This is a genomic window from Arthrobacter sp. JB02-1C (assembly GCF_057748045.1).
In genome coordinates, this window is record NZ_CM173235.1 from 182,382 (window position 1) to 205,301 (window position 22,920).

Genomic DNA, 22,920 nt, shown 5'->3' on the forward strand with positions numbered 1-22,920 from the left:
ACGTGTCGGCGGTCCGGGGCGGCCAAAGCGATCAGGCGCGGCGCCGCTGCAGGACGTCGTCGAGGTTGCTCAATGCGCTCTGGCCTTTGCCCAGCGGCTTGGACTCGGCGTCGGCCGCCTCCGGCTGCCGGACGGACGCCTGCTTGAGTGAGGGCTTGCCGGTTGCCTTCGGGGCTTCGGGCAGGTCCAACGGTTCCGGGGCGGGCCGCTCCGCCTTGGGCGCTGCTACGTAGCTCGGCTTCGGGACCTCCACGGGGTTCCAGCTCGTGCCGGTGGCGCCGGCCTCCTCGGCGTGCCGGACGGCTGTGTCGCCGGACGCTGCGGCCTCGGCCAGCGCCGCCTGCCGAAGGTCCGCTGCGGTGAGTGGCTTGACGGCTGGCACTGCGGCCCCGGCTTCCGCGTCGAAGAGTACGTTTTCTTTGACCGGGACGGCCGGAGTCGAGGCCCGGTCCGCGACGCGTTCCGCCGGCGCCTCACTCGGTGCCGCGCTCATTGCCCTCCGGAATGCTGCCTCAACCTTTCGGCGGCGGTCCCGCACCGCCAGCCGCCGGAGTGCGACGACGGCGGCAGCCGCGGTGAGCATACAGACGGCTGGCACCCATCCCGAGCCGATGCCAAAAAGCCGCAACGCGCCGGAAATGACGCCGGTGAGCAGGGCTGCCAATCCGAGCAACGCGAGGGTGAGCCTGCCGTACCGGATCCGGAACGCCGGCGCGGCCGTTGCCAGCTTCCGATCGCCGTCGATGTCCGGGGAACTCGGGGCGGACTCGGGGCGCTGCGTACTCGTCATCGGTTTCTCCTGCGGGACCGCCATTGTCATCATGTAACCGGCGTGAGGGTCTGCTTTTTCTACATCTGCGGCGTTGATCAGGAGTTCGCCGGCCGTTTGCAACCCTGGGCGGCCGTTCCGGAGCATGTAGGGAGCCACCCATACAATCCAGAGCGCAACAGCAATGACAAGGATCACTGAGCTGCTGAGAGGGAAGTCCACACTCAAAACGGTATGAGCAAGAAGGCGTCCCGGGCGGCATTGCCTGCGGTGTGTCGCGGCACAACTGCCAAATCACTGGATTTATGGCGAACCCGCTGGTCAGGGGCCGGTTTGTCGGGCGTTCAGGCGGGACGGATCCGCAGCCATTTGGCGAGCAGGCCCTCGGGTACTTCCTCGGCCGTGAGCGCGAAGCTGCGGTGGTCCGCCCACTGCCCGTTGATGTGCAGGAACCGGGGCCGGTAACCCTCGTCGCGGAATCCGAGTTTCTCCACGACGCGCAGGCTCGGCCGGTTTTCAGGGCGGATGTTAATCTCCATCCGGTGCAGCCCCAGTGTCCGGAAGCAGTGGTCCGTGGCCATGGCGACGGCGGTCGGTGCGATCCCCTGGCCCGCGTGGTCACGGTCCACCCAGTAGCCGAGCGTTGCCATCATCGCCGACCCCCAGACGATCGAGGAAACGGTCAACTGACCGACGATCACGGGTTCCTTGTGCCCGGGGGTCCAGGCGGTGATCACGAACGGCAGTGCGGTGGCCTGCGCGGCCTGCGCCTTGAGTGACCGCACCATCTGGCGGTAGTCGGGCAGGCCACCCCCGGGTGCCGGATTGGACGCTTCCCACGGCGCCAGCCACTGCTCGTTGCGGGCGCGCAGTTCGCTCCACTCCCGGCGGTCGCGGTACCTGATGGGACGCAGCACGAGGTCGCCGCACTCCAGCGTCACCGGCCACTGGAAGTTGCCCCCCATGGAACTAGCTCGTCAGGCTGGCAGCGAAGCCCGGCAGCCAATCGCGCAGCCCCGGGCCGAGGTCCTCGCTGTCGGCGGCAAGCTGGACACAGGCCTTGAGGTAGCTCAGCTTGTCGCCGGTATCGTAGCGGCGGCCGCGGAAAACAACACCGTACACGCCGTATCCCTCGCCCTCGCCGGCGGAAAGTTCCTGCAGGGCATCCGTCAGCTGGATCTCTCCACCGCGGCCGGGCTCGGTCCGCTCCAGGACCTCGAAGACCGCGGGGTGCAGGACGTAGCGGCCGATGATGGCCAGGTTGGAGGGAGCCTCAGCGGCGTCGGGCTTTTCCACCAGGTGTTTGATGCGGACGTAGTCGCCGCCCTCAACCGCTTCAACGTCGGCGCAGCCGTAGGCGCTGATCTGCGAGGGCTCGACCTCGATCAGGGCCACCACGGAACCGCCGGTCTTCGCCTGCACCTCGATCATGGTGCTGAGCAGCTCGTCGCGCGCATCGATGAGGTCATCGCCGAGCAGCACGGCAAACGGCTCGTAGCCGACGTGCTGCTTGGCGCGCAACACTGCGTGACCAAGGCCCATTGGGTCGCCCTGGCGGACGTAGTGGATGTCGCCGAGGTTGCTGGCGGCCTGGATGGACTCCAGCTTGGCCGTATCGCCCTTCGCCTCCAGCGTCGCTTCCAGGGTGGGAACCCGGTCGAAGTGGTCCTCGAGGGCCCGCTTGCTGCGCCCGGTGATCATCAGGATGTCATTCAGGCCCACGCTCACGGCCTCCTCCACCACGTACTGGATGGCCGGCTTATCGACGACGGGCAGCATCTCCTTTGGCATCGCCTTGGTGGCGGGAAGGAAGCGGGTGCCGAGGCCCGCAGCGGGGATGACGGCCTTACGTACCGGAGCGTTGGGTGTAGTCACTCGACTAATGTAGCGGAGGGGTCAAACATCAGGTAATTTGGCCCCGCTGGCGCGCCCGCAGCGAAGCGGACGGATCGGAGACGAGGGGAAGCTACGCAATGAACAGCAAGGACGAGATCCGGTCCAGCCACCGACGTGCCCGGGCGGCCCTTTCGCCGGCCGCCGTGGAGGGTGCCGGTGAAGCCCTGGCCAGCCATGGGGTGGCGTGGGCCGGTGGGTTGGCAGACGGAAAAGGCACCTTCGCGGCCTACCTCGGGGTCAACTCTGAGCCGCCCACCCACGCCCTCCTGGCCGCGCTGCACGGCTCCGGGTACCGCGTATTGCTCCCGGTCTGCGAACCCGACCTGGAGTTGAGCTGGGTCTATTGGACTCCCGCGACGGAATTCGTCCGCAGCCGCTTCGCTCCGATCCAGGAACCGGCCGGCGAGCGGCTGGGGACATCGGTGGTACTGGGCGCATCGGGCATCTTCCTGCCCGCCACTGCCTTGGACCTCTCGGGCAACAGGATCGGCCAGGGCGGCGGTTACTACGACAAGTTCCTCGCCTCCCTTCGAACGCTGCGGCGGGAGGCCGCCGGGACGGTCGCCGGGCAACTTCCGACGGCGGCCCTCGTGTACGACGCCGAAGTCCTGCCTGCCGGCAGCATCCCGACCGAGCCGTTCGATCAGAAGGTGGACAACGCCCTGACCCCCCGCGGGCTGATCGGGCTGCGGCAGGAATCGTAGAGCCGCGGATGGTAGCAGCGCGGATGCTGGCAGCGCGGGCCCGGGTGATAGAATTAGCACTCAGGCCCTCCGACTGCTAAGGGCGCGTAGGCTTCCTACGCGTTGGGGCGCAGCACGGTAGCGATCCCGCTTACCGTATGTGCACCCGTTTGCAGCCGACGGACCTGTTCGTTTGCCCCAGAGGAGGAACCCAGTGCCCACGTATGCCTATGCCTGCAAGGACTGCAGCCATGCCTTCGAAGTTGTGCAGTCCTTCACGGACAGTTCGCTGACATCCTGCCCGGAATGCCAGGGGACCCTGCGCAAGAAGTTCAACACCGTCGGCGTCGTGTTCAAGGGCTCCGGTTTCTACCGGACGGACTCCCGCGATTCCAAGGGGAGCACCGTCTCGCCCGCCCCGGCTCCGGCCGCACCCGCTGCCCCTGCTGCGGCTCCGGCGGCGGCTGCAAGCTAGGCCCAACCGCCGCCGCGGGAGCGGCGAGCCAACGGACCTCGGCCCGTTTGTCCACATAGCCCCGGCGGCGCTGCCCGGCCCACTGGGGACGCCGTAGCGTGGGCCCATGGCACTTCGCAGCCGCCCCCGCTGGTCTCCGCCAGGGTCCGGACCCCGGCAAGCTGGTACACGGTTCCGCTCCGGCATTTCACCCATGCAGCCGCCGTGGCGGCGGCTCCGCGGTTGGCTGCGACGGAAACGCCGCCTCACCGTAGCTCTGCTGCTCTGCCTCGCCGCGGGAGCGACCGTTCAACAGTTGACTCCCGCTCCCGAGGCAACGGTGTCTGCCTGGGCAGCGGCCAGCGATCTCCCGGCGGGCCGCCTGATCGCCGCCAATGACTTGGTCTCGCTTGAGGTCCCCCCGCCGCTGCTGCCTGCCGGGTCCCCCGGCCGCGCGGCACTGGTGGGAAAGCAGCTCGCCGTTGCCGTACGCCGGAGCCAGCTTTTCTCCGATGTCCAGCTCGTCGGGCCGGGGCTATTGGCCGGCAGTCCCGCGGGCGCCGCGGCGGTACCGCTGCGAATGGCTGACCCCGCCTCCATCCAGCTGGTCTCCCCCGGCCAGCTCGTCAATGTGGTGCTCTCCAGCGGGAACGGCTACGAGCAGGCTGCCACGTCCCAGCTCCTCGCCTCCGCCGTTCCGGTGTTGTGGACCGCCGCCCACGGGAGCAAAGCCGGCCAATGGCTCGACTCCGGGGAGACCGAAGGCCTGATGGTTGTGGCCGCGGACCCCGACCAGGCGCGCAAACTGGCCGGGGCATCGACGCAGGGCAAGTTGTTCTTTGTCCTCGTGGCCGCGCCACCCGGTTAGCGGTCCAGAGGGTTAGCGGTCCAGAGGGTTAGCGGTCCAGGGCCGCACGGTAGGTGACCGGTCAGCCCCAGTGCGGGGGACGCTGCTCGCGCAGCCATGCGTCGTGGTCGTAGTCGGCGGCTCGGTCGCCCCAGCGGCGCGGATCATCCTCTGCGGCTTTATTGGGCAGCAGCGGGCCCGGCTTGGTCGCGCGATGTTTCCGCCGGTCCTGCTGGGGTTCCGCTGGCTGCGGGCCTTCTGCCTGTGCCTCGCTGTCTGCGCTCATCGCTCCGGCCTCCTTGCTGCGGGTAGCTGTTCCTGTCCGGGATTTCCGCGCCGGTCAGCTTCGGTCGGCGGCCCCGGACGCCGCAAACACGTCGCGGTCGTCATCCACGCTCAGGTTTTCGATGTCATCGGAGAAGCCTGGCGAGGTCCGGAGCCGGCTCGGCGGCACGGGTTTCTCCAGCCCGAGGTAACCACCGATCCGGTCTGCGCAGGCGGATGGATCCGTGAACACCTCTATGGTCCATAGTGGCATGTACCGCCAGCCCATGCGCTCGAGCAGTTGCGGCCGCAGGCGGCTGCGTTCGCGCACACTCATCCGGCGGTACCGCTCCGTGCCGTCAGACTCGATCGCCACGGGGCTGGGGATCTCGGCGTCGTCCTGGCCAATGGTGTGCATCGGGTCGGCCGCGGCCACCATGTCCAGCACGCCGTCGTACTGGTGCCAGACCCGGGCGCCGCGGGCCCGGAGCCGGTCGCCCAGGTCTGCCACCAGCGGGTCGGCGCCGAGGGCCTGTTCGCTGGCCGCGGCGCGGGAGGCAGGGCTGCCCAGGTCGGAGTGGCCCGCAATTTCGCGGTTCAGGAGTTCGTAGAAATCCACTGCACCGTGGCTGAGCCGGGTGACGTCCAGGTCCTCCGGGCGGAAACAGGTCAGAACGTGCAGGGAGCGGCGGGCCCTGGTCATCGCCAGCGCGAATTTGGCGCGGCCGCCGTCGGCTGACAGCGGACCGAGGCTATGCAGCGCGCGGCCGTGCGGCGTGCGGCCGTAGCCGGGTGAGAAGATCACCCGGTCGCGGACCAGACCCTGTGCCCGTTCCAGGTCCACCACCCGGAAGGACTCGCCACCGGCGGTGAAAAAGCTGCCCAGCAGGGGGTGGTTGGGCAACTGGAGCCGGATCGCCTCGCCGATCCGTGCGGCGTGCCGCAGGCTGCCGGTGACGACCGCCAGCGAGGTGCGGGGGCGTAGCCGCGCGTGCTCGAACACCAGCTCGACGACGCGGTTCACTTCGGCGACCACCGACTCAACGCCGTCCTGGTCGGCGCTGGGCAAGCCCGTCCCATCCGGCAGATATTCCATCGTCAAGGCCCGCTCCAGCCCCGTCGCGGACTGCCCCTCGGGGAGCCGGCGGAGCTCGCCATCGTAGAACCCCTTGCTCAGCTGCCGCACCAGGTCCTCATCGACTGCACGGTAAACCGTCCTGAGCTTCCGCGTCGGCAGCACGGCGGACAGGGCCCGGAAGGCGCTGGTCACGCCATGGTGCGAGCTCTCGCCGGCCGCCAGCCGCTCCACCCCCACCGTGAAGCTGCGTGGACTGGCGATCCGGTCGTCGCCGAAGGCAATGACCTGACGCGAACGTGCGACGGCGGGCAGCACCGCCTGCAGCGACGTCGCCTCGGCGTCGAGGATCACCACCGCGTCGAAGCGTTGCTCTGCGGGCAACAGGCTGGTGAGCAGATACGGGCTGACCGACCAGACAGGCACCAGCATGGGGATCAGGTCCGGTGACTGTGCGGTCAGCGCCGCCGTCGTGACCCGTCCGTCCTTGAGCAGGCTGCGCAACAGTTCGGCCTGGCGGGGCTCCTCCTCAAGGCCGGCGCGCCACCGTTCGGACAGCTTCCAGCGCAGCCGCGCGGCTCCGCTGGCGATGTGGGCGTTGTCCGCGAGCCGGTACTCCGCCTCAAGCTGGCGGAGGGCGTCGCCGTCGGACATCGCGAGGTAGTCATCGCCGCTGATCATGGCTTCCAGTGCCGACTGCCACCAGGCGAGCTCGAGCTCGGCGGACACAGAATCCGCGGGAACTTCACGCTCTGCAAGGTCTGCGAGCAGTTCGCCCAGGCCGTGTTCGCGCATATTTTCGACGAGCAGCGTCCGTTCGGGCAGCGTCTCGAGCGTGCCGGTATCCGCCACAAGCCGGTTAAGGCGCTCAATCAGCTCGTCGTACGGAGTGTCATGGACCGCTCCCCCGGCGCTGGTGTGCCGGACCGCATCGCCCAGTTCGGTCAGCTCGGCTTCCAGCTCCCGGTACAGGCCGCTGATTTCGGCCAGCCCGGACGGCACCGCCGGGTGCCGCTGGGTGGTCGCGTACTCCGTCCAGGTGGCGCGCTGCTCCTGGACCAGCACCAGTGAACTGTGCAGGTCGGCGATGTGCACGCCTGGCCGGACATACTCCTTGGCGACGCGGCGCAGCCGGGAGCGCTGCATGGAGGGCATGTCGATGTTCCGCTCGCGCCGCCACGAGGACGGAGCGGTGGCCGAGATCAGGTCATGGACCGGCCGGTCGAAAATGTCCGGCGTGAACTTATCCAGGCTCTCCCGGACGGCGACCAGCAACTTGATCTGGTCCCCCCACTCGGTGAACGTTTCACCCAGCCGGATCTCGGCGTGCTCGGCCACGGAGTTCATCCGTTCCCGGAGCTGCGGGAGCTTTTCCGCGACGGACCGGGCCACCTGCTGGGCTTCCTCGGTTTCCTTGCGCGTCAGGAGCCGTGCGCCGTGCCAGGGGCTCGTGGTCGACGCGTGGCTGAAGCTGCCCAGTTCGGCCGCGCGGCGGAGCCGGCCGGCAAGCTCCTCCCGGTCCCGGATGCTGTCCAGGACGCTGCGTTTGAGCCGGACCGTGGTGGCCGGCGCCGGGTGGATCGCGGTCAGCGCCGCCAGGGACTGCATGGCCTCGTACGGCGAGCAGCCCCAGCGCTGCCGGACGTTGTGCAGGGAGGCGACATGGTCCATCAGGGCGTGCCGGTGCGCGGTCAGCGTGGCATGGAGGTTCTTCAGCTGCGGTTCGAGGGATTTTTCGTTGCGAACAATGGCCCGGACCAGCTGGCCCTTGAGCTGCAGCGGCGTGGAGTTACCGGAGAGCTGGACGAGGACGGATTCAAGGCCCAGCGTCTCCAGTTGCGCGGACAGCTCGCCGAGGCTGGCCCGGCGGTCGCCGACGACCAGGACGGTCTTGCCCTCATCGATCAGCGTGCCGATGGTGTTGACGACTGTCTGGGTCTGGCCGGTGCCGGGCGGGCTGCTGACCACCAGCGAGTCGCCCGCCCGCACGGCGTCCACCACGTACTGCTGGTCGGCGTCGGCGTCGAGCAGCAGGAGTTCATCGGCGGGGTCGCGTTCGTCGGTACCCGGGAACCGGCCGTCCTTGAGCGCCGGCACGTCCACCGGCTCCCCCGAGCCGGCACGCGCCAGCGCTGCCACCAGGGGGTTGCCCGGGTTGATCCACGGATCGTCCAGGTTCCCGGCAAGGTCGGCGAAGGTCGAGACCAGCAAGTTGTGTTCAATCTCTGCGCCATGGATCGGCTGGATCAGGGTGCCCAGGCGGTCCAGGACGGGCTGCGGATCGTAACGGGCCGTGCTGTAGGCCATCCGTGTGACGGCGTTGACGTCGAAAACGATGCCGTGGACGTTCTTCAGGTGGCGGACCAGAGCCGGATTGATGCGCGCCTGCTCGGTGAGTTGCAGCTCGTAATCGTCTTCGCCGGGGCGCACGGTCAGCGATATGGCGGTCAGCATGACGGGTGCGGACACACGCTGCGGCTTGCCCCCGACGGCCGAGGTCCACACGACGGTGCCCGCGGAAAAGTACCCGGCGTCAATGCCGCGGTCGTTGGCCAGTTCGAAAATCTTGGAGCGAAGGTTGCGGGAAGCCCGGGCGGCGACGACGTACTGCTGGCGGTCCCGGATCAGCGTTGACAGCCGGGTGCGGCGGCCCGCCATCAGCTGCGCCAGGCCTGAAGGGTGGGCATGCGTCAGGTCAATGGAGCCTTCAGGGGTTTTCGTGAAGCGCAGCATGGTGTCCGCTCCGGTGACGGGTTTAAGACCCGACAGCCATTTCCTGAACTCATCGGAGCCCTCGGGGTGGCCTTGACCAACTGACACTGCTGCCTTCTTTTCTGTTCTCGCGGTTTCTGAGTTCGCGCGGGACGCCCTTGACCATACCGGCATGCTTTCGAGCGTAGCCCGAATCGGGCCCGGGTGAGGGGCCGCAACACTGGAGCGGGCCAAATTCGTGCGGCGGGTCACTGAGGCGAAGTGGCGGGTAATGCGCAAATGGCCGGCCCCGAAGGAGGACCGGCCACTCGTCATGCTATTCCCACTCGATGGTTCCCGGCGGTTTGCTGGTGACGTCCAGGACCACCCGGTTGACCCCGTCCACCTCATTGGTGATCCGGTTCGAGATCCGGGCCAGCAGCTCGTACGGCAGCCGCGACCAGTCGGCCGTCATGGCGTCTTCCGAGGACACCGGGCGCAACACGATCGGATGGCCGTAGGTGCGGCCGTCGCCCTGCACACCGACGCTGCGGACGTCGGCCAGGAGTACCACCGGCATCTGCCAGACCTCGTTGTCCAGGCCCGCCGCGGTCAGTTCGGCGCGGGCGATCGCGTCCGCCTTCCGGAGCAGGTCCAGCCGTTCCTTGGTGACTTCGCCGACGATCCGGATGCCCAGGCCGGGCCCGGGGAAGGGCTGCCGGCCGACGATTTCCTGCGGCAGCCCGAGCTGGGCTCCGACGGCCCGGACCTCGTCCTTGAACAGGGCGCGGAGCGGCTCCACGAGCTCGAACTGCAGGTCTTCGGGCAGGCCGCCCACGTTGTGGTGGCTCTTGATGTTGGCCGCGCCCTCGCCGCCGCCGGATTCGACGACATCGGGGTACAGCGTGCCCTGGACCAGGAACCTGATCTTTTCGCCGTCCGCCGCTGCCTCGGCAACGATGGCGCGTTCGGCCTCCTCGAAGGCCCGGATGAATTCCCGGCCGATGATCTTGCGCTTGGTTTCGGGGTCGCTGACCCCGGCCAGGGCGGCCTGGAAGCGTTCCTGTTCGTTCGCGACGTAGAGCTTGACGCCGGTGGCCGCAACGAAGTCGCGTTCGACCTGCTCGGCTTCGCCTTCACGCAGCAGCCCGTGGTCCACGAAGACGCAGGTCAGCTGATCCCCGACGGCGCGCTGCACCAGTGCGGCGGCAACGGCGGAGTCGACGCCGCCGGAGAGACCGCAGATAACCCGGGAGTCCCCAATCTGCTCGCGGATGCGTTCGATCTGTTCCTCGAGGATGTTGCCGGTGGTCCAGTTGGGTTCGAGCTTGGCGCCCTTGAACAGAAAGTTTTCCAAAACTTCCTGCCCGTAGGCGGAGTGCTTCACCTCGGGGTGCCACTGCACGCCGTACAGGCCTTTTTCCTCGTTGGCGAAGGCCGCGACGTCGGCGCCTGCGGTCGTCGCCAGTACTTCGAAGCCGGCCGGGGCTTCGTGGACGGAGTCGCCGTGGCTCATCCAGGTGTTCTGGTGCTGCGGCATGCCCTCGAGGATGGAGCGGCCGCCGCCAATGGTGGTGGTTTCGGTGGCGCCGTATTCCCGGAGCCCGGTCTGCGCGACCTTTCCGCCCAGGGCGTTGGCCATGGCCTGGAAGCCGTAGCAGATGCCGAAAACCGGGACGCCGGCCTCGAACAGGTCTGCACCGACGCTTGGCGCGTCTTCGGCATAGACGCTCGCGGGGCCGCCGGAAAGGATGATTGCGGCCGGGTTCTTGGCCAGCAGCTGCTCGGTGCTGTAGGTATGCGGAACGACTTCCGAATACACATTCGCTTCCCGGACGCGGCGGGCAATCAGCTGGGCGTACTGGGCACCGTAGTCAACAACCAGCACGGGCCTGTGGGACGTCTGGGATGCAGTGGGAGTGGTCACCATCCCAGCCTACTTTGCGGCGCCGGGTGGCCGCATCCTGAGAAGCCGCGGGTAAGCGAACTCACAGCCGGAACCGTCCGGCTCAGTAGCGCTGCGGGGCCTGCGGATGGGCGGCGAGTTCCGCCTCCACCTCGGCGTGGAACTTCTTCTCCACGAAGAAGGACAGGAACGGTACGACACCGCCGAGCGCCAGGATGATGAGCTTGGCAAAGGGCCAGCGCATCAACGACCAGAGCCGGAAGTTGGAGATCAGGTAGACCACGTACATCCAGCCGTGCACGATCAGCACGGTGACGGACACGTTGACTCCCCCGATGACTCCCGGCGGCTCGGCGTCGGCGAACCCGAAGCCGAACGGCTTGCCGGTGACGGCGTCGGTGCCGCCGGCAAAAAGGTAGTGGCCGAAGCCGTAACGGGCGATCAGTTCCGCACAGAGCAGCAGCAGCATGCTGCCCGTGAGGTAGGCGAGGACCTTGTAAAACTTCAGTGCGGAACGGATCTGGGCCTCGGTGCCGCCGAAACGGCGTTTCTTTCCGCCGGGGTTGCCGGTTTCGTAGGGCTGCTGCGGCTCGATGGCCGGTTTGGGCTCGATCATGATTGCACTCTCGGATTGGTGGGATGCTGGTCGGTTTCGGAGGAATCAGCGTCGTGGGGGCCGGCTGCGGCCCGTCGGGCTGCGGCTTCGTCCTCGGCGTCTTCGAGGCTGCGCCGGTAGTCGTCCTTGACCAGGCGCCACCAGATGAAAAGCGCGAAGCCGGCGAAAACCACCCACTCTGCGGCGTAAAACAGGTTCAGCCAGTTGACCGTTTGGGCCGGGGGCTGCGGGCCAATATTCAGCGGTCTGACGGCGCCGACTGCGGCCGCGTCGGCACCGGCGGAACGTTCGGCGCTGGCGGCGATGAACCCGGGGTAGCTGCTGACCTGCCAGGCGTTGATCAGTTCTGCGACGGATACGGCGCTAGCGCGGCCGGGGCCGGCGTCGGTGTTGGGCAGCGGCGCCTCGGACGGGATGAGCCGGCCGGTCAGTTCGACGGTGCCCGACGGCGGCGCGGGTGCGTCAGCCGGATCGGCAACCCAGCCGCGGGCTACCGGGATCCAGGTTTGCGGCGAAGCACCGGCACCTGTCAGCGCCGGCGCGCCCTGGACAGCGAAGGCGGTGACAATCCAGTAGCCCTTGGCGCCGTCGTTGATCCGGCCCGCCACCAGGACCTGCTTCTCTCCGTCGTACCGGCCGGAAGCGGTGACCATCTGATCCGACACGGTGCCGGGAAAGAACTCGCCGGGCTTCAGGACAGCGGTGAGCGGGCGGGCGTCCTCGGTTCCGGTCGAAACCGGCGCTTCGGATTGCGTGGACCGGCCGAACTGCCACTGGCTGAGCAGCACAAAGACCGCGGAGATCACGAGCGCAAGCACGAGGCCTGCGATCCAGCGGGGTTGGAGGGCGGTTTTCAGCACCCCTTAACCGTACTTCGTCCGTGTGTAGAACAACGACACGGGCTGCCCTGCTGGCGGGGTCGCCTGCCCCAGAGCGGGCCTGCCCCGGTCCCTAGTGGTCAAAGAACACCAGGCTGGAGTTGATCAGCTCCGCGATGACCTCGGGATCGTAGGCCCGCCGGAGGGATTCCCGGAATGACTCCTTGGACAACGAGCGGGCCATGGTGGCAAGGACCTCCAGGTGGTCCGAGAAGGAACTCGCGGGCGTGGCGATCAGCAGCACGACGGTGGCCGGTCCGTCGGCCGCGCCGAAGTCCAGCGCCCGGCCGTACTTCGTGATGCCGACCGCGATGGAGGTGCGGGACACAAATTCGCTGCGGGCATGCGGAAGACCGATCCCGCCGGGAAGCCCGGTGGCCATCTGATGCTCCCTGGCGTCGACGTGGTCGAGGAATCCTTGCAGGTCGGAGATCCGGCCGGCGTCGTACATCCGCCTGGCGAGCTGCGCTGCGGCGTCGAACTTGTCTGCCGCGTCGAGCTCGAGGATCACCATCTGCGGGGTGGTGAGGTCGGCGTCGTACCGGTCCAGTGGTTCCGCCAAGAGTTGTCCCTTCAAATTGGCGTCCGTGCGCCGCCGGAGCCGCGCCGCGCCCGGTCAGCGTCACGCGACGATCAGCGCAGCGGAACGATGTCCTCGACGCCCAGCCGAGCGGCGTCCGCGGACTCATCATCGGGTTGTTCCTGGCTCAGCCTTTCGGCGTCGACCCGGGCCAGGTAGTGCTTGATTTCACTCTCGCGCTGCGCGTCGCTCCAGCCGAGAACCGCACCGATCAGTTCAGCCACCACGGGCGCCGCGGACACGCCACGGTCCCACGCCTCGATCGATATCCGGGTCCTTCGGGTCAGCACGTCCTGGACATGGCGGGCGCCCTCGAACCGGGCCGCGTAAACAGCTTCGGCGGCCAGGTAATCGTCGGCGCCGGGCAGCGGCTCGGCGAGGTCGGGGTTTTCGGCGATCAGCGCGAGCACCTCCGGAGCCATCGAACCGTAACGGTTCAGGAGGTGTTCGATCCGCGCCACGTGCACGCCGGTCTCCTCCGCCATCCGGTTGCGCTTGTTCCAGGCGGCCTTGAAGCCGCTCGCGCCGAGCAGCGGGATGGAATCGGTGCACGACGGCGGGACGCGCTCGTCCATGCTGCGGGTGGCTTCGTCAACGGCGTCTTTTGCCATCACCCGATAGGTGGTCCACTTGCCGCCTGCCACGACGACGAGGCCGGGGACCGGGTGGGCCACCACGTGCTCCCGCGACAGTTTGGCGGTTGAGTCATTCTCCCCCGCCAGCAGGGGGCGCAGGCCGGCATAGACGCCCTCGACGTCCTCCCGGGTCAGCGGCCGTTTCAGGACCTTGTTGACATGCTCCAACAGGTAGTCGATGTCCTTGCTGGAGGCGGCAGGGTGGGCTTTGTCCAGGTGCCAGTCGGTGTCGGTGGTGCCGATGATCCAGTGCCGGCCCCACGGGATCACAAACAGCACGGACTTCTCAGTCCGCAGGATCAGGCCGACCGTGGACTGGAAACGGTCCCGCGGCACGACCAGGTGGATGCCCTTGGAGGCCCGGACTTTGAGCTGGCCGCGGTCGGTCACCATCGCCTGGGTCTCGTCCGTCCAGACGCCGGTGGCGTTGATGACCTGTTTGGCCCTGATGTTGAAGCTCGAGCCGTCCTCGTGGTTGACCACCTTGGCGCCCACGACCCTTTCGCCCTCGCGCATGAAGTCGACCACCGCCATCTGGTTGACAGCGTGTGCGCCGTAGTACGCCGCCGTCCGCACCAGGTTGGCCACGTATTTCGCGTCGTCGACCTGGCCGTCGTAGTAGCGGATGGACCCGACGAAGGCATCGTCCTTGAGGCTGGGCGCCGCCCGCAGGGTGCCACGCCGGCTCAGGTGCTTGTGGAACGGTACGCCGCGGCTGTGGCCGCCGGTGATGGACATCGCGTCGTAGAGGGCAATCCCGGAACCGACGTAGGGCCGTTCCAGGAACCGCTTCGTCAGCGGGTAGAGGAACGGAACCGGCCTCGCCAGGTGCGGGGCGAGGACCGAGAGGATCAGGCCGCGCTCGTGCAGGGCCTCCTTGACGAGGGCGAAGTCGAGCATCTCAAGGTAGCGCAGGCCGCCGTGGATCAGCTTCGAGGACCGGGACGAGGTGCCGGCCGCCCAGTCGTTGGCCTCGACGATCCCGACGCTCAGGCCCCGGGTGACGGCGTCCAGCGCAGCACCCGCGCCCACGATGCCGCCGCCGACGATCAGGATGTCGAGTTCCTTACCGGGTTCCGTGCTGGCTTTGAGGACGGCAATGGACGCGTCGCGTTCGGCGGGTCCCAGCGCACCGCCGGCCATGGGAGCTCCACCGGGAAAACTGTTCATCTCATGCCTCCGTCTGGATCAAACGTCGTAGTGCACCACACTACTTCCAAGTGCTCCGGAAGGGCAGGGCTCCGCCGCCGCGCAGCCGCGGGGATCAGTTGCCGGCGTAAGGCGAGACGACGACGTCGACGCGCTGGAACTCCTTCAGGTCCGAATAGCCGGTGGTTGCCATCGACCGGCGCAGCGCGCCCACCAGGTTGGAGGTGCCGTCCGTGTGGTGGCCCGGTCCGAACAGGACTTCCTCCAGCGGGCCGACGGTGCCGACGTTGACCCTGTCGCCGCGGGGAAGCTCACTGTGGTGTGCTTCCTGGCCCCAGTGCCAGCCCTTGCCGGGGGCTTCGTCAGCACGGGCAAGGGCGGTGCCGAGCATGACCGCGTCCGCGCCCACGGCGATGGCCTTGACGATGTCCCCCGAGCTGCCCATGCCGCCGTCGGCGATCACGTGGACATAGCGGCCGCCGGATTCGTCCATGTAATCCCGGCGGGCCGCCGCGACGTCGGAAATCGCGGAAGCCATCGGTGAATGGATGCCAAGGGCGCGGCGGGTGGTGGTGGTGGCGCCGCCGCCGAAACCGACGAGCACACCCGCTGCGCCGGTGCGCATGAGGTGCAGGGCAGGGGTGTAGCCGGCAGCGCCGCCGACGATCACCGGAACGTCGAGTTCGTAGATGAACTGCTTGAGGTTCAGCGGCTCGTGGTCCTTGGAGACGTGTTCGGCTGACACCGTGGTTCCGCGGATCACGAAGATGTCGACGCCGGCGGCCACCACGGTTTTGTAGAACTCCTGGGTGCGCTGCGGGGTCAGGGAGCCGGCGACGGTGACACCTGCGGCGCGGATCTCGGCGAGCCGGGAGGTGATCAACTCCGGCTGGATCGGCGCCTTGTAGAGCTCCTGCAGGCGCCGGGTAGCCGACGGGCTGTTGGTCTCGCTGGCAAGGGCAGCGATCTGGTCGAGCACCGGCTGCGGCTCCTCGTAGCGGGTCCACAGGCCCTCAAGGTCCAGGACACCCAAGCCGCCCAGGCGGCCCAGGGCGCTGGCCGTCTCCGGGGACATGGCCGAGTCCATCGGCGCCGCGATCACGGGCATCTCGAACTTGTACGCATCGATCTGCCAGGAGACAGACACGTCCTTGGGGTCGCGGGTACGACGGTTGGGGACGATCGCAATGTCATCCAGGGAGTAGGCACGACGCCCACGCTTGCCACGGCCGATCTCGATCTCGTAAGTCACTGCTCTAGGTTATCCCAGGCGTGGCTCCTGGCCGTGGTTCTGGGCGGCCGGGAGTCTTTCCGCCGCAGGCTCGGGACGGACCCGCGCCTGCGCTCAGCGGGCGAGGCGGACCTGGCGGACTGGCACGATCCGCGCGACAGCGCCGGCTACGGTCCCCTGTAGCCGGTCGCAGAGCGCGGCCCAGCAGTTGCGTTGGCTACAGTGGCTCCATGGCTGAGCGCTGGGTCTTTGACGGGCATATCGCCGGGATCGGTGCTGCCTCAGGCTTCCGGGCCGTGATCGGCCTCTGGCATGCCTCCCCGTTCGCTGCCTTCGCGGACGTCATGGTCCAGGAAAGCTCCGGGCGCCGCCTGTTGCTGGCCCCCTCCGCGGAGGTGGCGGAGTTCGTCTCCACCACCTACCGCTTCGACGAGGTGCATGTCGTGGAGGTGGATGCCAGCCTGGACGACGGCCGGCTGGCAGTTGCCGCCGGTCCGCGGCGCATCGACGCCGCCGTCGGTCCCAGGACGGTGATGGGCCTAGGTCTCAGGGCCGTCCCGCACCGTCTGGCTGTCCATCCGGCGTGGCTGCGGGCCATCGACCCGCTGGCTGCCCTCCTCAGCCCGGGGGCCCGGACCTCCGGCGCCGCCGGGAACGGCCGGCGGGAGTCCTACGGCGTGACAGATCTGCACCGGATCACCAGCGCCCGGGTCGCCTGGGACGGCGCGGACCAGGGCACCCTGGTACCGATCCGGCCGGCCGTGACCTTCGGCTTCAGCAGCGTTCCCGCCCGGCCCAGCCTGGCGAGGGTCCGCACCACCGTGGTGGAGTCCGCCTCAGCCGGGGACAAGTCCCCATCGCCGCGCCGTTACGAATGACGTAGTTTGGGTGCAGAGCACATCACGGTGCAGTGAAAATTGGGGGACATCATGGCGCTTGGGATTTACGGCGCGGACATGGAACAGCTCCGGTCGCTGTCCACATCCTTGGGGCAATCAGGCACGCGGCTGAAGAGCGTGGAGACCGGGGCTCAGTTCCGGCATGAGCGGACACCGGCATGACGCGCACGGCAACGGATCCCCGCGCAACGGCGTTCGGCTTCGGTCAGCGCCGGTCCTGGGTCTTCTCGGCGTGGTGGTACCCCGCAGTGCTGGCGGTGGCCGGAGCAGTGCACGCCGGACTTGCCGCCGCCCTGGGACAAAGCGCGGAGATTGGGGTGGTCATGATGATCCTTGGCGGAATCTTCGCGGCCCTGGGCTGGGCGTTCACCGCCTGGCCGCGCTTTACCCGCAAGCCGCCGAAGCCGGCCTCGGACATCCCCCGGGTGGAACAGGGAATCCGGATTACCCCCGGCATGATCCGGACAATGCTCATCGCCAGCGCCGTGGGCATCGTGGCCTTGGCGGTGCTGACCCCTATGGGCGGTTCCGTGGACGCAGTCCCCCTGCTCGGCATGCTCGTGGCAGTGCCCCTGGGCGTCGCCGCAGGTCTGGCGTATACGGGCCGGCTCATGAGGAACAGCTCCGGGCTCTACTCCCGATGGCTCGACCGCCGTTAGGCACGTGGCGCCACCCTGACGGCACCGCGGGTCGGGTTACGGACCGCTTTGAGGGTCCAGGCTCAGCTGCGACTCGAACATCCTAAAGTAGCGGCCACGCAGCGCAACCAGTTCCTTGTGGGTGCCCTGTTCCACGATCTGCCCGTCCTCGAGCATGTAGACGACGTCGGCCTTCTCGATCGTGGCAAGCCGGTGGCTGATGGCGATGATGGTGCTGCCGCGTTCGGCGAACAGCCGGGTGAAGATCCGGTGCTCCGCGAGAGCGTCAATGGCTGAGGTGGGCTCGTCCATCACCATGAACTCGGCGTTCCGGTAAAAGTTCCGTGCCATGGCCAGCCGCTGCCACTGTCCGCCGGAGAGCCCGCTGCCCTTGCGGCCGCGAGGGTCTTCCATCCAGTTGCTGACGTAGTTGTCCAGGCCGTTGGGCAACTTGTCGATGAACTCCAGGGCCTCCGCGTCGGCCGCGGCCCGGCGGACGCGGCCGTCATCCCGGGGTGCGTGGACGTCGCCAAAGAAGATGTTCTCCGCCGCGGTGGCGAACTCGTATTTGAGGAATTCCTGGCTGAGCACCGCAAGATGGCGGTGCCAGGACTTTACGTCGATGGCGGCGAGGTCAACGCCGTCGAGCAGTACCTGCCCGGAGTCCGGGCGGTAGAGCCCGGCAAGAATCCGGATCAGGGTGGATTTTCCGGCGCCGTTCTCGCCCACGATGGCAACGTGCTGGCCCTGCCGGATGGTCAGCGAGATTCCCTTGATGACTTCCACCTCGCTTCCGGTGTACGAGAACCTGAGGTCCCGCAGTTCCACGGTCCGCGGCGTCTGGCGGAGGGCCGGGGCATGGCCGGAGTGCACCGGCAGCGCCATAAACAGCTCGTAGTCTTTCAGGTTCGCGAGGTCCTCGTCGATGGAACTGAGTGAGGAGACCAGGTTGTTGGCGGTGGACAGGGCGCGGCTGACAATTTGCTGGACGTAGAGGAACTGGCCCACCGGCTGGGCCCGGGCGATGACCTGGCCCACCACCCAGATCAGTGACACCAACTCCGCACCGTACTGCAGCGCGTCGGCGGCGAGTTGCTTCGGGATGTAGCGCTTCTGGAAGTCCAGCCGGCGTTTCTCGTCCGCGTCCCGGAGCCGGGACCGGAGCCCCATCAGGTAGCCGACAATCCCGTAGAGCCGCATCTCCGCGATGTGCTGCGGCCGCAGCAGGTTTGTTTCAATCATCCGGCGCTGCCGGCGCGAATCGACCTGGGTATTCCAGTGCGCGATCTGTTCCCGGGAGAGCTTGAACTGCAGGTAGACGCTGGGCACAATCGCGATCAGGACAATCACAGCGATCCACCAGCTGACGAGCAGGAGCGCCCCGATGGCCAGGATCACCGAGACCAGCTGGGTGAAGATGGCGGCGATCCGGTCCAGGACCCGCGCGTAGGAATCGGAGAAACGCTTGGCCCGGTCGTACAGGTCCACCGTCTCCTTGTCGTCGTAGCGCCAGAAGTCGAGGGCGAGGAACCGCTCGTACATCTGGTCCCCCACGACCGCCCCGACCCGGAAGCTCATCAGCTGCTGGATGTAGCGGTCCACGCTGCTGAACGCGCCCCAGAAGAGACCGAGGGCCGCCGTGATGACGACGTAAACGATCGCCCGCTGCCCGGCGGCGGCGTTGCCCGCATAGGCGGCCGCCAGCGCCGTCGTGGTCAGGGCGGCGAAGTAGGTGGTGACCAACGGCAGCACCGCCGAGATCAGGGAGCCGAGTACCTTCATCACAACGGCAGCCGGCGAGGCCCGGAAGCTGACCCGAAGCACCTGGGCAACCGCCCGGGCGTAGGGCCTCAGCGCGAGCTTTCGGCCGGGTTCCCGGGCGGGCCTCAGTTCCGACACGTGGGTTTAGCGGGAGCCGTAGTTCGGTGCCTCCACCGTCATCTGGATGTCGTGCGGGTGCGATTCCTTCAGCCCTGCAGCGGTGATCCGGACGAACTTTCCGCGGGCCTTCAGCTCGGGAATGGTCGGGGCTCCGGTGTAGAACATGGTTTGGCGCAGGCCGCCGACCAGCTGGTGCGCCACCGAGGCCAGCGGGCCGCGGTAGGCGACGCGGCCTTCGATACCCTCCGGGATGAGCTTGTCATCACCGGAAACGTCCGCCTGGAAATAGCGGTCCTTGGAGTAGGAGGTGTTTTTCCCGCGGGTCTGCATGGCTCCGAGCGAACCCATGCCGCGGTACAGCTTGAACTGCTTGCCGTTGACGAAGATCAGGTCGCCCGGGGACTCGTCGCAACCGGCCAGCAGGGAGCCGAGCATGACGGTGTCGGCGCCGGCGACCAACGCCTTGCCGATGTCGCCCGAGTACTGCAGGCCGCCGTCGGCAATCAGCGGCACGCCTGCCGGGATGGACGCCTTGGCGGACTCGTAGATCGCCGTGATCTGCGGAACGCCGACGCCGGCCACCACCCGGGTGGTGCAGATTGACCCCGGGCCCACGCCGACCTTGATGCCGTCGGCGCCGGCGTCGATCAGGGCCTGCGCCCCTTCGCGGGTCGCCGCCTGGCCGCCGATGATGTCGACGTGCGCCGCTGCCGGGTCGGCCTTCAACCGGGCGATCATGTCCAGCACGCCCTGCGAGTGTCCGTTGGCGGTGTCGACGAAGAGGGCATCGACGCCGGCGTCGACCAGCGTCATGGCCCGCTCCCAGCCGTCACCGAAGAACCCGATGGCGGCGCCGACGCGCAGCCGGCCCTCATCGTCCTTGGTGGCCAGCGGGTACTGCTCGGCCTTCGTGAAATCCTTGGTCGTGATCAGGCCCTTGAGCCGGCCCTGCTCGTCGACCAGCGGAAGCTTTTCGATCTTGTTGGTGGCGAGCTTGTGGGAGGCTTCCTCGCGGCTGATGCCGACATGGCCGGTGACCAGGGGCATCTTGGTCATCACGTCGCTGACCAGCCGGATACCGAAGTCCGTTTCCGGAACGAAGCGGGTGTCGCGGTTGGTCACGATGCCGAGCAGCCGCATGCCTTCGTCAACCACCGGCAGGCCGGAGACCCGGTAGTGCGAGCAGATCTCGTCCAGTTCGGCGAGGGTGGCCTGGGGGCCGATGGTGAGCGGGTTGGTGATCATGCCGGACTCGCTGCGCTTGACCCGGTCGACCTGGTCGGCCTGGTCGGCGATCGAGAGGTTCCGGTGCACCACGCCGAGGCCGCCTTGGCGCGCCATCGCGATGGCCATCCGGGATTCGGTCACGGTGTCCATCGCCGCGGAGAGCAGCGGGGTGTTCACGGTGATGCGCTTGGAGATCCGCGATGATGTGTTGGCCTCGGAGGGAATGACGTTGGTGTGCCCGGGCAGGAGCAGGACGTCGTCGTAGGTCAGGCCAACAAAGCCAAAGGGATCGTGTTCGGGCTGGGTCATGAGTGCGCCTCTTACCTTGGGTTTTCCGGGTTCACGGGTAGGGATTGCAGCAGATGACCAGCCCGTCATTACGGGCGTGGCCTGTGCAGAAGTGTTGAGTAAATAGTAGAACCTTGGCGGCGATCCCCATATTCCGCGCGGTCATTGTGAGCTGGGGCATGCGCCGGCGCCGGAACCGTCCAACCGGCGTCACTTCCAGCCGGTGGCAGCGAGCAGCCGTTCTTCAAACATCGGGATCATGGTCTGGACGTAGGTCTTGGTCAGGTGGTTGTCGTCCTTGTAGACGTAGACATTTCCGACCACAGCGGGGCAGGTCCCGTCGGCGCAGATGAAGTCGCTCATGTCCATCAGGTGGAGGCGGTCGACCTTTCCGCGGTAATCGTCAAGCGGCGAGGATGCGGCCAGCGACTCCTGCAGCGGGACGTTGCAGTCCGCCGCGTCGGCCCCCTTCTTCTGGACGCACTCGGGCATGTTGATGCTGAAGCGGGGGTTGTCACGGATGCCGACGACGTCGATGCCGGCGTCGGTGAACGGCTTGATCCCCGGCAGGTACTGCGGCACTTCTGTTTCGTAGGGAGCCTCCGCGTGGGTGAGCGAGGCAACCGTGAAGACGGCATCGGGTTGGTGTTCCAGGACGTAGTCGGCACTGGCCTTGTTGAAGGCGTTGCAGTCGGCGTCCCGCTCGGCGGCCTCGGCACCGAAGCGGCAGTTTCCCTTCAGGAGGGTGACCACTTCCCACCCGCGGCTCGCAGCGATCGGCCCGAGCGCCGCCATGTACTGCTGGGCGTGCGAGTCCCCCAGCACCACGATCCGCTTGGTCACGTGGTCAGGGCGGGCGTTCTGCAGGCACCCGGCCAGCAGCGGATCGTCCGGCACGTTGCTGTCCGTGCACAGGCCATCAATGTCGGCCCATTCGTTCTTCATCGCCCCCGGCGCCGGGATGATCTTGGCCGCCGGCGTCGGTTTGCCGGCGTTTTCCGGTGCCAGCGCCGCCGCCCCGGGCGTCAACTCCCTGGGCTGCGAGGCGGCCGCCGCCTCGTCGGCGCTCATGTGGGTCTGCCAGGCGCTGACGGGGACGGCCAGGAGGGCGCCGCAGGCGGCGATGACGACGGCGGTACGCCACGCTCGGCGCTGCGGCCAGTGCCAGTCGCGGAGCGGCTTTTCCACAAAGCGGGTGGTTACGACCGCCAGCAACACGGAAGCGGCGACAATGGCCAGGCCCTGCCACAGGTCCGGGGCGCTCAGTCCCAGGGCCGAGAGCGCGAGGACCAGGAGGGGCCAGTGCCAGAGGTAGAGCGCGTAGGAGTTGTCGCCGAGAGCCACCAGGGGGCGCCAGGTCAGGAACCGGTCCACGCCAAAGCGGCTGCCGCTGCGGCCCGCCACAATGATGGCTGCTGCGGCCAGCGTCGGCCACAACGCGATGAAGCCGGGGAACGACCGGTCCACGGTCAGCAGCAGGCCGCAGGAAAGCATCGCGGCCAGGCCGGCCCAACCCAGCACCACCCGGAGCGCCTTGCCCGGTTTCAGGTACGGCAGGCCCAGTGCCAGCAACGAGCCGAGGGCGAATTCCCAGAGCCGGGTCCGGGTGTCAAAGTAGGCATAGGCCTGGTTGCCCGCCGTCTGGTCGATCGAGTATGCGAGCGAAACGGCGAAGATCGCACCGAAAGCCAGGGCCAGCAGCAGCCGGTAGTTCAGCAGGCGCTCGTGCAGCCCGGTCCAGCGCCGCAATGCGCGGCGCAACAGCGCGGTCCCGGCGAAGACCAGCGGCCACAGCAGAAACACCTGGCCCTGGATGGACAGCGACCAAAAGTGCTGCAGCGGGCTTGCTCCCGAGTGGTCCTGCGCGTAGTAGTCGACGGCGGTGTCTGCCAGGAGCCAGTTCTGCCGGTAGAACAGCGAGGCCCAGGCCTGGTCGAGGATATCCGCCCAGCGGCTCTGCGGCAGGACGGCCCAGGTGCCTACCAGCACAGCCAGCACCACGACGACGACAGCGGGCAACAGGCGTTTGAGCAGGTGCAGCCAGTGGTTCAGGAGCCGCAGCGGCTTCCCGTCGTCGACCTTGCGGGCGAAGCTGAGCGTCATCAGGAAGGCGGAAATGAGCAGGAAAATGTCCACACCGCCGGAGACTCTCCCGAGCCAGACGTGGTAAGTCACCACCATGAGCACGGCGAGGGCCCGGAGACCTTGCACTTCGGGCCGGTAACCCGATTTTCGGCTCGCCGGAGAGCCCGCCGCCACATGGCGCGGGCTCTCTGCGGTCAGCCGGTTCGGCACGTTCGGACCCTTCACGCC

Annotated in this window: 19 protein-coding genes; 5 read left to right on the forward strand and 14 right to left on the reverse strand. The window is 67.8% G+C overall.

Annotated elements, in window-relative coordinates; translation table 11 throughout:
• Positions 1-31 precede the first annotated feature (31 nt).
• From AC3ANP_RS00860 to galU, 3 genes are all read right to left on the reverse strand, one after another.
• Positions 32-790, reverse strand: coding sequence for a hypothetical protein (locus AC3ANP_RS00860; RefSeq protein ID WP_488331507.1), 759 nt, complete (start codon positions 788-790; stop codon positions 32-34).
• Between the two features lie 323 nt (positions 791-1,113).
• Positions 1,114-1,734 carry a GNAT family N-acetyltransferase gene (locus tag AC3ANP_RS00865; RefSeq protein WP_488331508.1) on the reverse strand — a complete coding sequence of 207 codons (621 nt, stop codon included), beginning with the start codon at positions 1,732-1,734 and terminating at the stop codon, positions 1,114-1,116.
• Positions 1,735-1,738: 4 nt separating this feature from the next.
• Positions 1,739-2,644: a UTP--glucose-1-phosphate uridylyltransferase GalU gene (gene galU, locus AC3ANP_RS00870; RefSeq protein ID WP_488331509.1), complete on the reverse strand. Its 906-nt coding sequence runs from the start codon at positions 2,642-2,644 to the stop codon at positions 1,739-1,741.
• Between the two features lie 98 nt (positions 2,645-2,742).
• Between galU and AC3ANP_RS00875 the strand changes: the two genes are divergently transcribed.
• The 3 genes from AC3ANP_RS00875 (at position 2,743) to AC3ANP_RS00885 (ending at position 4,670) form a co-directional block, all read left to right on the forward strand.
• Complete coding sequence (locus AC3ANP_RS00875) at positions 2,743-3,369, forward strand: 5-formyltetrahydrofolate cyclo-ligase (protein WP_488331510.1); 627 nt, start codon at positions 2,743-2,745, stop codon at positions 3,367-3,369.
• 193 nt (positions 3,370-3,562) lie between these two features.
• Positions 3,563-3,823 (forward strand): FmdB family zinc ribbon protein, encoded by a 261-nt coding sequence (locus AC3ANP_RS00880; RefSeq protein WP_488331511.1) that lies wholly within the window; start codon positions 3,563-3,565, stop codon positions 3,821-3,823.
• 295 nt (positions 3,824-4,118) lie between these two features.
• Entirely contained in the window at positions 4,119-4,670 is a 552-nt protein-coding gene (locus tag AC3ANP_RS00885) for an RcpC/CpaB family pilus assembly protein (protein WP_488331512.1), read from the forward strand.
• Between the two features lie 61 nt (positions 4,671-4,731).
• On the opposite strand, the gene AC3ANP_RS00890 is transcribed toward AC3ANP_RS00885, so the two are convergent.
• From AC3ANP_RS00890 to AC3ANP_RS00925, 8 genes are all read right to left on the reverse strand, one after another.
• Positions 4,732-4,935, reverse strand: a complete 204-nt coding sequence (locus AC3ANP_RS00890; protein ID WP_488333139.1) for a hypothetical protein — start codon at positions 4,933-4,935, stop codon at positions 4,732-4,734.
• Between the two features lie 54 nt (positions 4,936-4,989).
• Complete coding sequence (locus AC3ANP_RS00895) at positions 4,990-8,808, reverse strand: AAA family ATPase (protein WP_488331513.1); 3,819 nt, start codon at positions 8,806-8,808, stop codon at positions 4,990-4,992.
• 208 nt (positions 8,809-9,016) lie between these two features.
• Entirely contained in the window at positions 9,017-10,609 is a 1,593-nt protein-coding gene (gene guaA / locus AC3ANP_RS00900; RefSeq protein WP_488331514.1) for a glutamine-hydrolyzing GMP synthase, read from the reverse strand.
• Positions 10,610-10,688: 79 nt separating this feature from the next.
• A complete protein-coding gene (locus AC3ANP_RS00905) occupies positions 10,689-11,201 on the reverse strand; it encodes a DUF3817 domain-containing protein (protein WP_488331515.1) in 513 nt (170 codons plus the stop codon).
• Positions 11,198-12,061: an SURF1 family protein gene (locus AC3ANP_RS00910; RefSeq protein ID WP_488331516.1), complete on the reverse strand. Its 864-nt coding sequence runs from the start codon at positions 12,059-12,061 to the stop codon at positions 11,198-11,200. The genes AC3ANP_RS00905 and AC3ANP_RS00910 overlap by 4 nt, the downstream gene beginning before the upstream one ends.
• A gap of 91 nt (positions 12,062-12,152) precedes the next feature.
• The gene (locus AC3ANP_RS00915) at positions 12,153-12,641 is read right to left on the reverse strand and encodes a PTS sugar transporter subunit IIA (RefSeq protein ID WP_488331517.1); all 489 of its coding nucleotides are present in this window, start codon (positions 12,639-12,641) and stop codon (positions 12,153-12,155) included.
• Positions 12,642-12,712: 71 nt separating this feature from the next.
• On the reverse strand, positions 12,713-14,464 hold the full coding sequence (locus tag AC3ANP_RS00920) for a glycerol-3-phosphate dehydrogenase/oxidase (protein ID WP_488331518.1): 1,752 nt from the start codon (positions 14,462-14,464) through the stop codon (positions 12,713-12,715).
• Positions 14,465-14,558: 94 nt separating this feature from the next.
• The gene (locus AC3ANP_RS00925) at positions 14,559-15,695 is read right to left on the reverse strand and encodes a GuaB3 family IMP dehydrogenase-related protein (protein WP_488331519.1); all 1,137 of its coding nucleotides are present in this window, start codon (positions 15,693-15,695) and stop codon (positions 14,559-14,561) included.
• A 209-nt stretch (positions 15,696-15,904) separates the two neighbouring features.
• On the opposite strand from AC3ANP_RS00925, the gene AC3ANP_RS00930 reads away from it, so the two are divergent.
• The gene (locus AC3ANP_RS00930) at positions 15,905-16,552 is read left to right on the forward strand and encodes a hypothetical protein (protein ID WP_488331520.1); all 648 of its coding nucleotides are present in this window, start codon (positions 15,905-15,907) and stop codon (positions 16,550-16,552) included.
• A gap of 179 nt (positions 16,553-16,731) precedes the next feature.
• Positions 16,732-17,232, forward strand: a complete 501-nt coding sequence (locus tag AC3ANP_RS00935; protein WP_488331521.1) for a hypothetical protein — start codon at positions 16,732-16,734, stop codon at positions 17,230-17,232.
• Between the two features lie 36 nt (positions 17,233-17,268).
• On the opposite strand, the gene AC3ANP_RS00940 is transcribed toward AC3ANP_RS00935, so the two are convergent.
• From AC3ANP_RS00940 to AC3ANP_RS00950, 3 genes are all read right to left on the reverse strand, one after another.
• Positions 17,269-19,110, reverse strand: a complete 1,842-nt coding sequence (locus tag AC3ANP_RS00940) for an ABC transporter ATP-binding protein (RefSeq protein ID WP_488331522.1) — start codon at positions 19,108-19,110, stop codon at positions 17,269-17,271.
• A gap of 6 nt (positions 19,111-19,116) precedes the next feature.
• Positions 19,117-20,628, reverse strand: coding sequence for an IMP dehydrogenase (guaB, locus tag AC3ANP_RS00945; protein ID WP_488331523.1), 1,512 nt, complete (start codon positions 20,626-20,628; stop codon positions 19,117-19,119).
• A gap of 189 nt (positions 20,629-20,817) precedes the next feature.
• Complete coding sequence (locus AC3ANP_RS00950) at positions 20,818-22,890, reverse strand: acyltransferase family protein (RefSeq protein ID WP_488333114.1); 2,073 nt, start codon at positions 22,888-22,890, stop codon at positions 20,818-20,820.
• Between the last annotated feature and the right edge of the window lie 30 nt (positions 22,891-22,920).

Excerpts from the sequence above, each read along its gene's own strand:
- AC3ANP_RS00860 (WP_488331507.1), bottom strand. The coding sequence starts at position 790 with ATGACGAGTACGCAGCGCCCCGAGTCCGCCCCGAGTTCCCCGGACATC.
- AC3ANP_RS00865 (WP_488331508.1), bottom strand. The coding sequence starts at position 1,734 with ATGGGGGGCAACTTCCAGTGGCCGGTGACGCTGGAGTGCGGCGACCTC.
- AC3ANP_RS00875 (WP_488331510.1), top strand. The coding sequence starts at position 2,743 with ATGAACAGCAAGGACGAGATCCGGTCCAGCCACCGACGTGCCCGGGCG.
- AC3ANP_RS00890 (WP_488333139.1), bottom strand. The coding sequence starts at position 4,935 with ATGAGCGCAGACAGCGAGGCACAGGCAGAAGGCCCGCAGCCAGCGGAA.
- guaA (WP_488331514.1), bottom strand. The coding sequence starts at position 10,609 with ATGGTGACCACTCCCACTGCATCCCAGACGTCCCACAGGCCCGTGCTG.
- AC3ANP_RS00905 (WP_488331515.1), bottom strand. The coding sequence starts at position 11,201 with ATGATCGAGCCCAAACCGGCCATCGAGCCGCAGCAGCCCTACGAAACC.
- AC3ANP_RS00920 (WP_488331518.1), bottom strand. The coding sequence starts at position 14,464 with ATGAACAGTTTTCCCGGTGGAGCTCCCATGGCCGGCGGTGCGCTGGGA.
- AC3ANP_RS00930 (WP_488331520.1), top strand. The coding sequence starts at position 15,905 with ATGGCTGAGCGCTGGGTCTTTGACGGGCATATCGCCGGGATCGGTGCT.
- AC3ANP_RS00935 (WP_488331521.1), top strand. The coding sequence starts at position 16,732 with ATGACGCGCACGGCAACGGATCCCCGCGCAACGGCGTTCGGCTTCGGT.
- guaB (WP_488331523.1), bottom strand. The coding sequence starts at position 20,628 with ATGACCCAGCCCGAACACGATCCCTTTGGCTTTGTTGGCCTGACCTAC.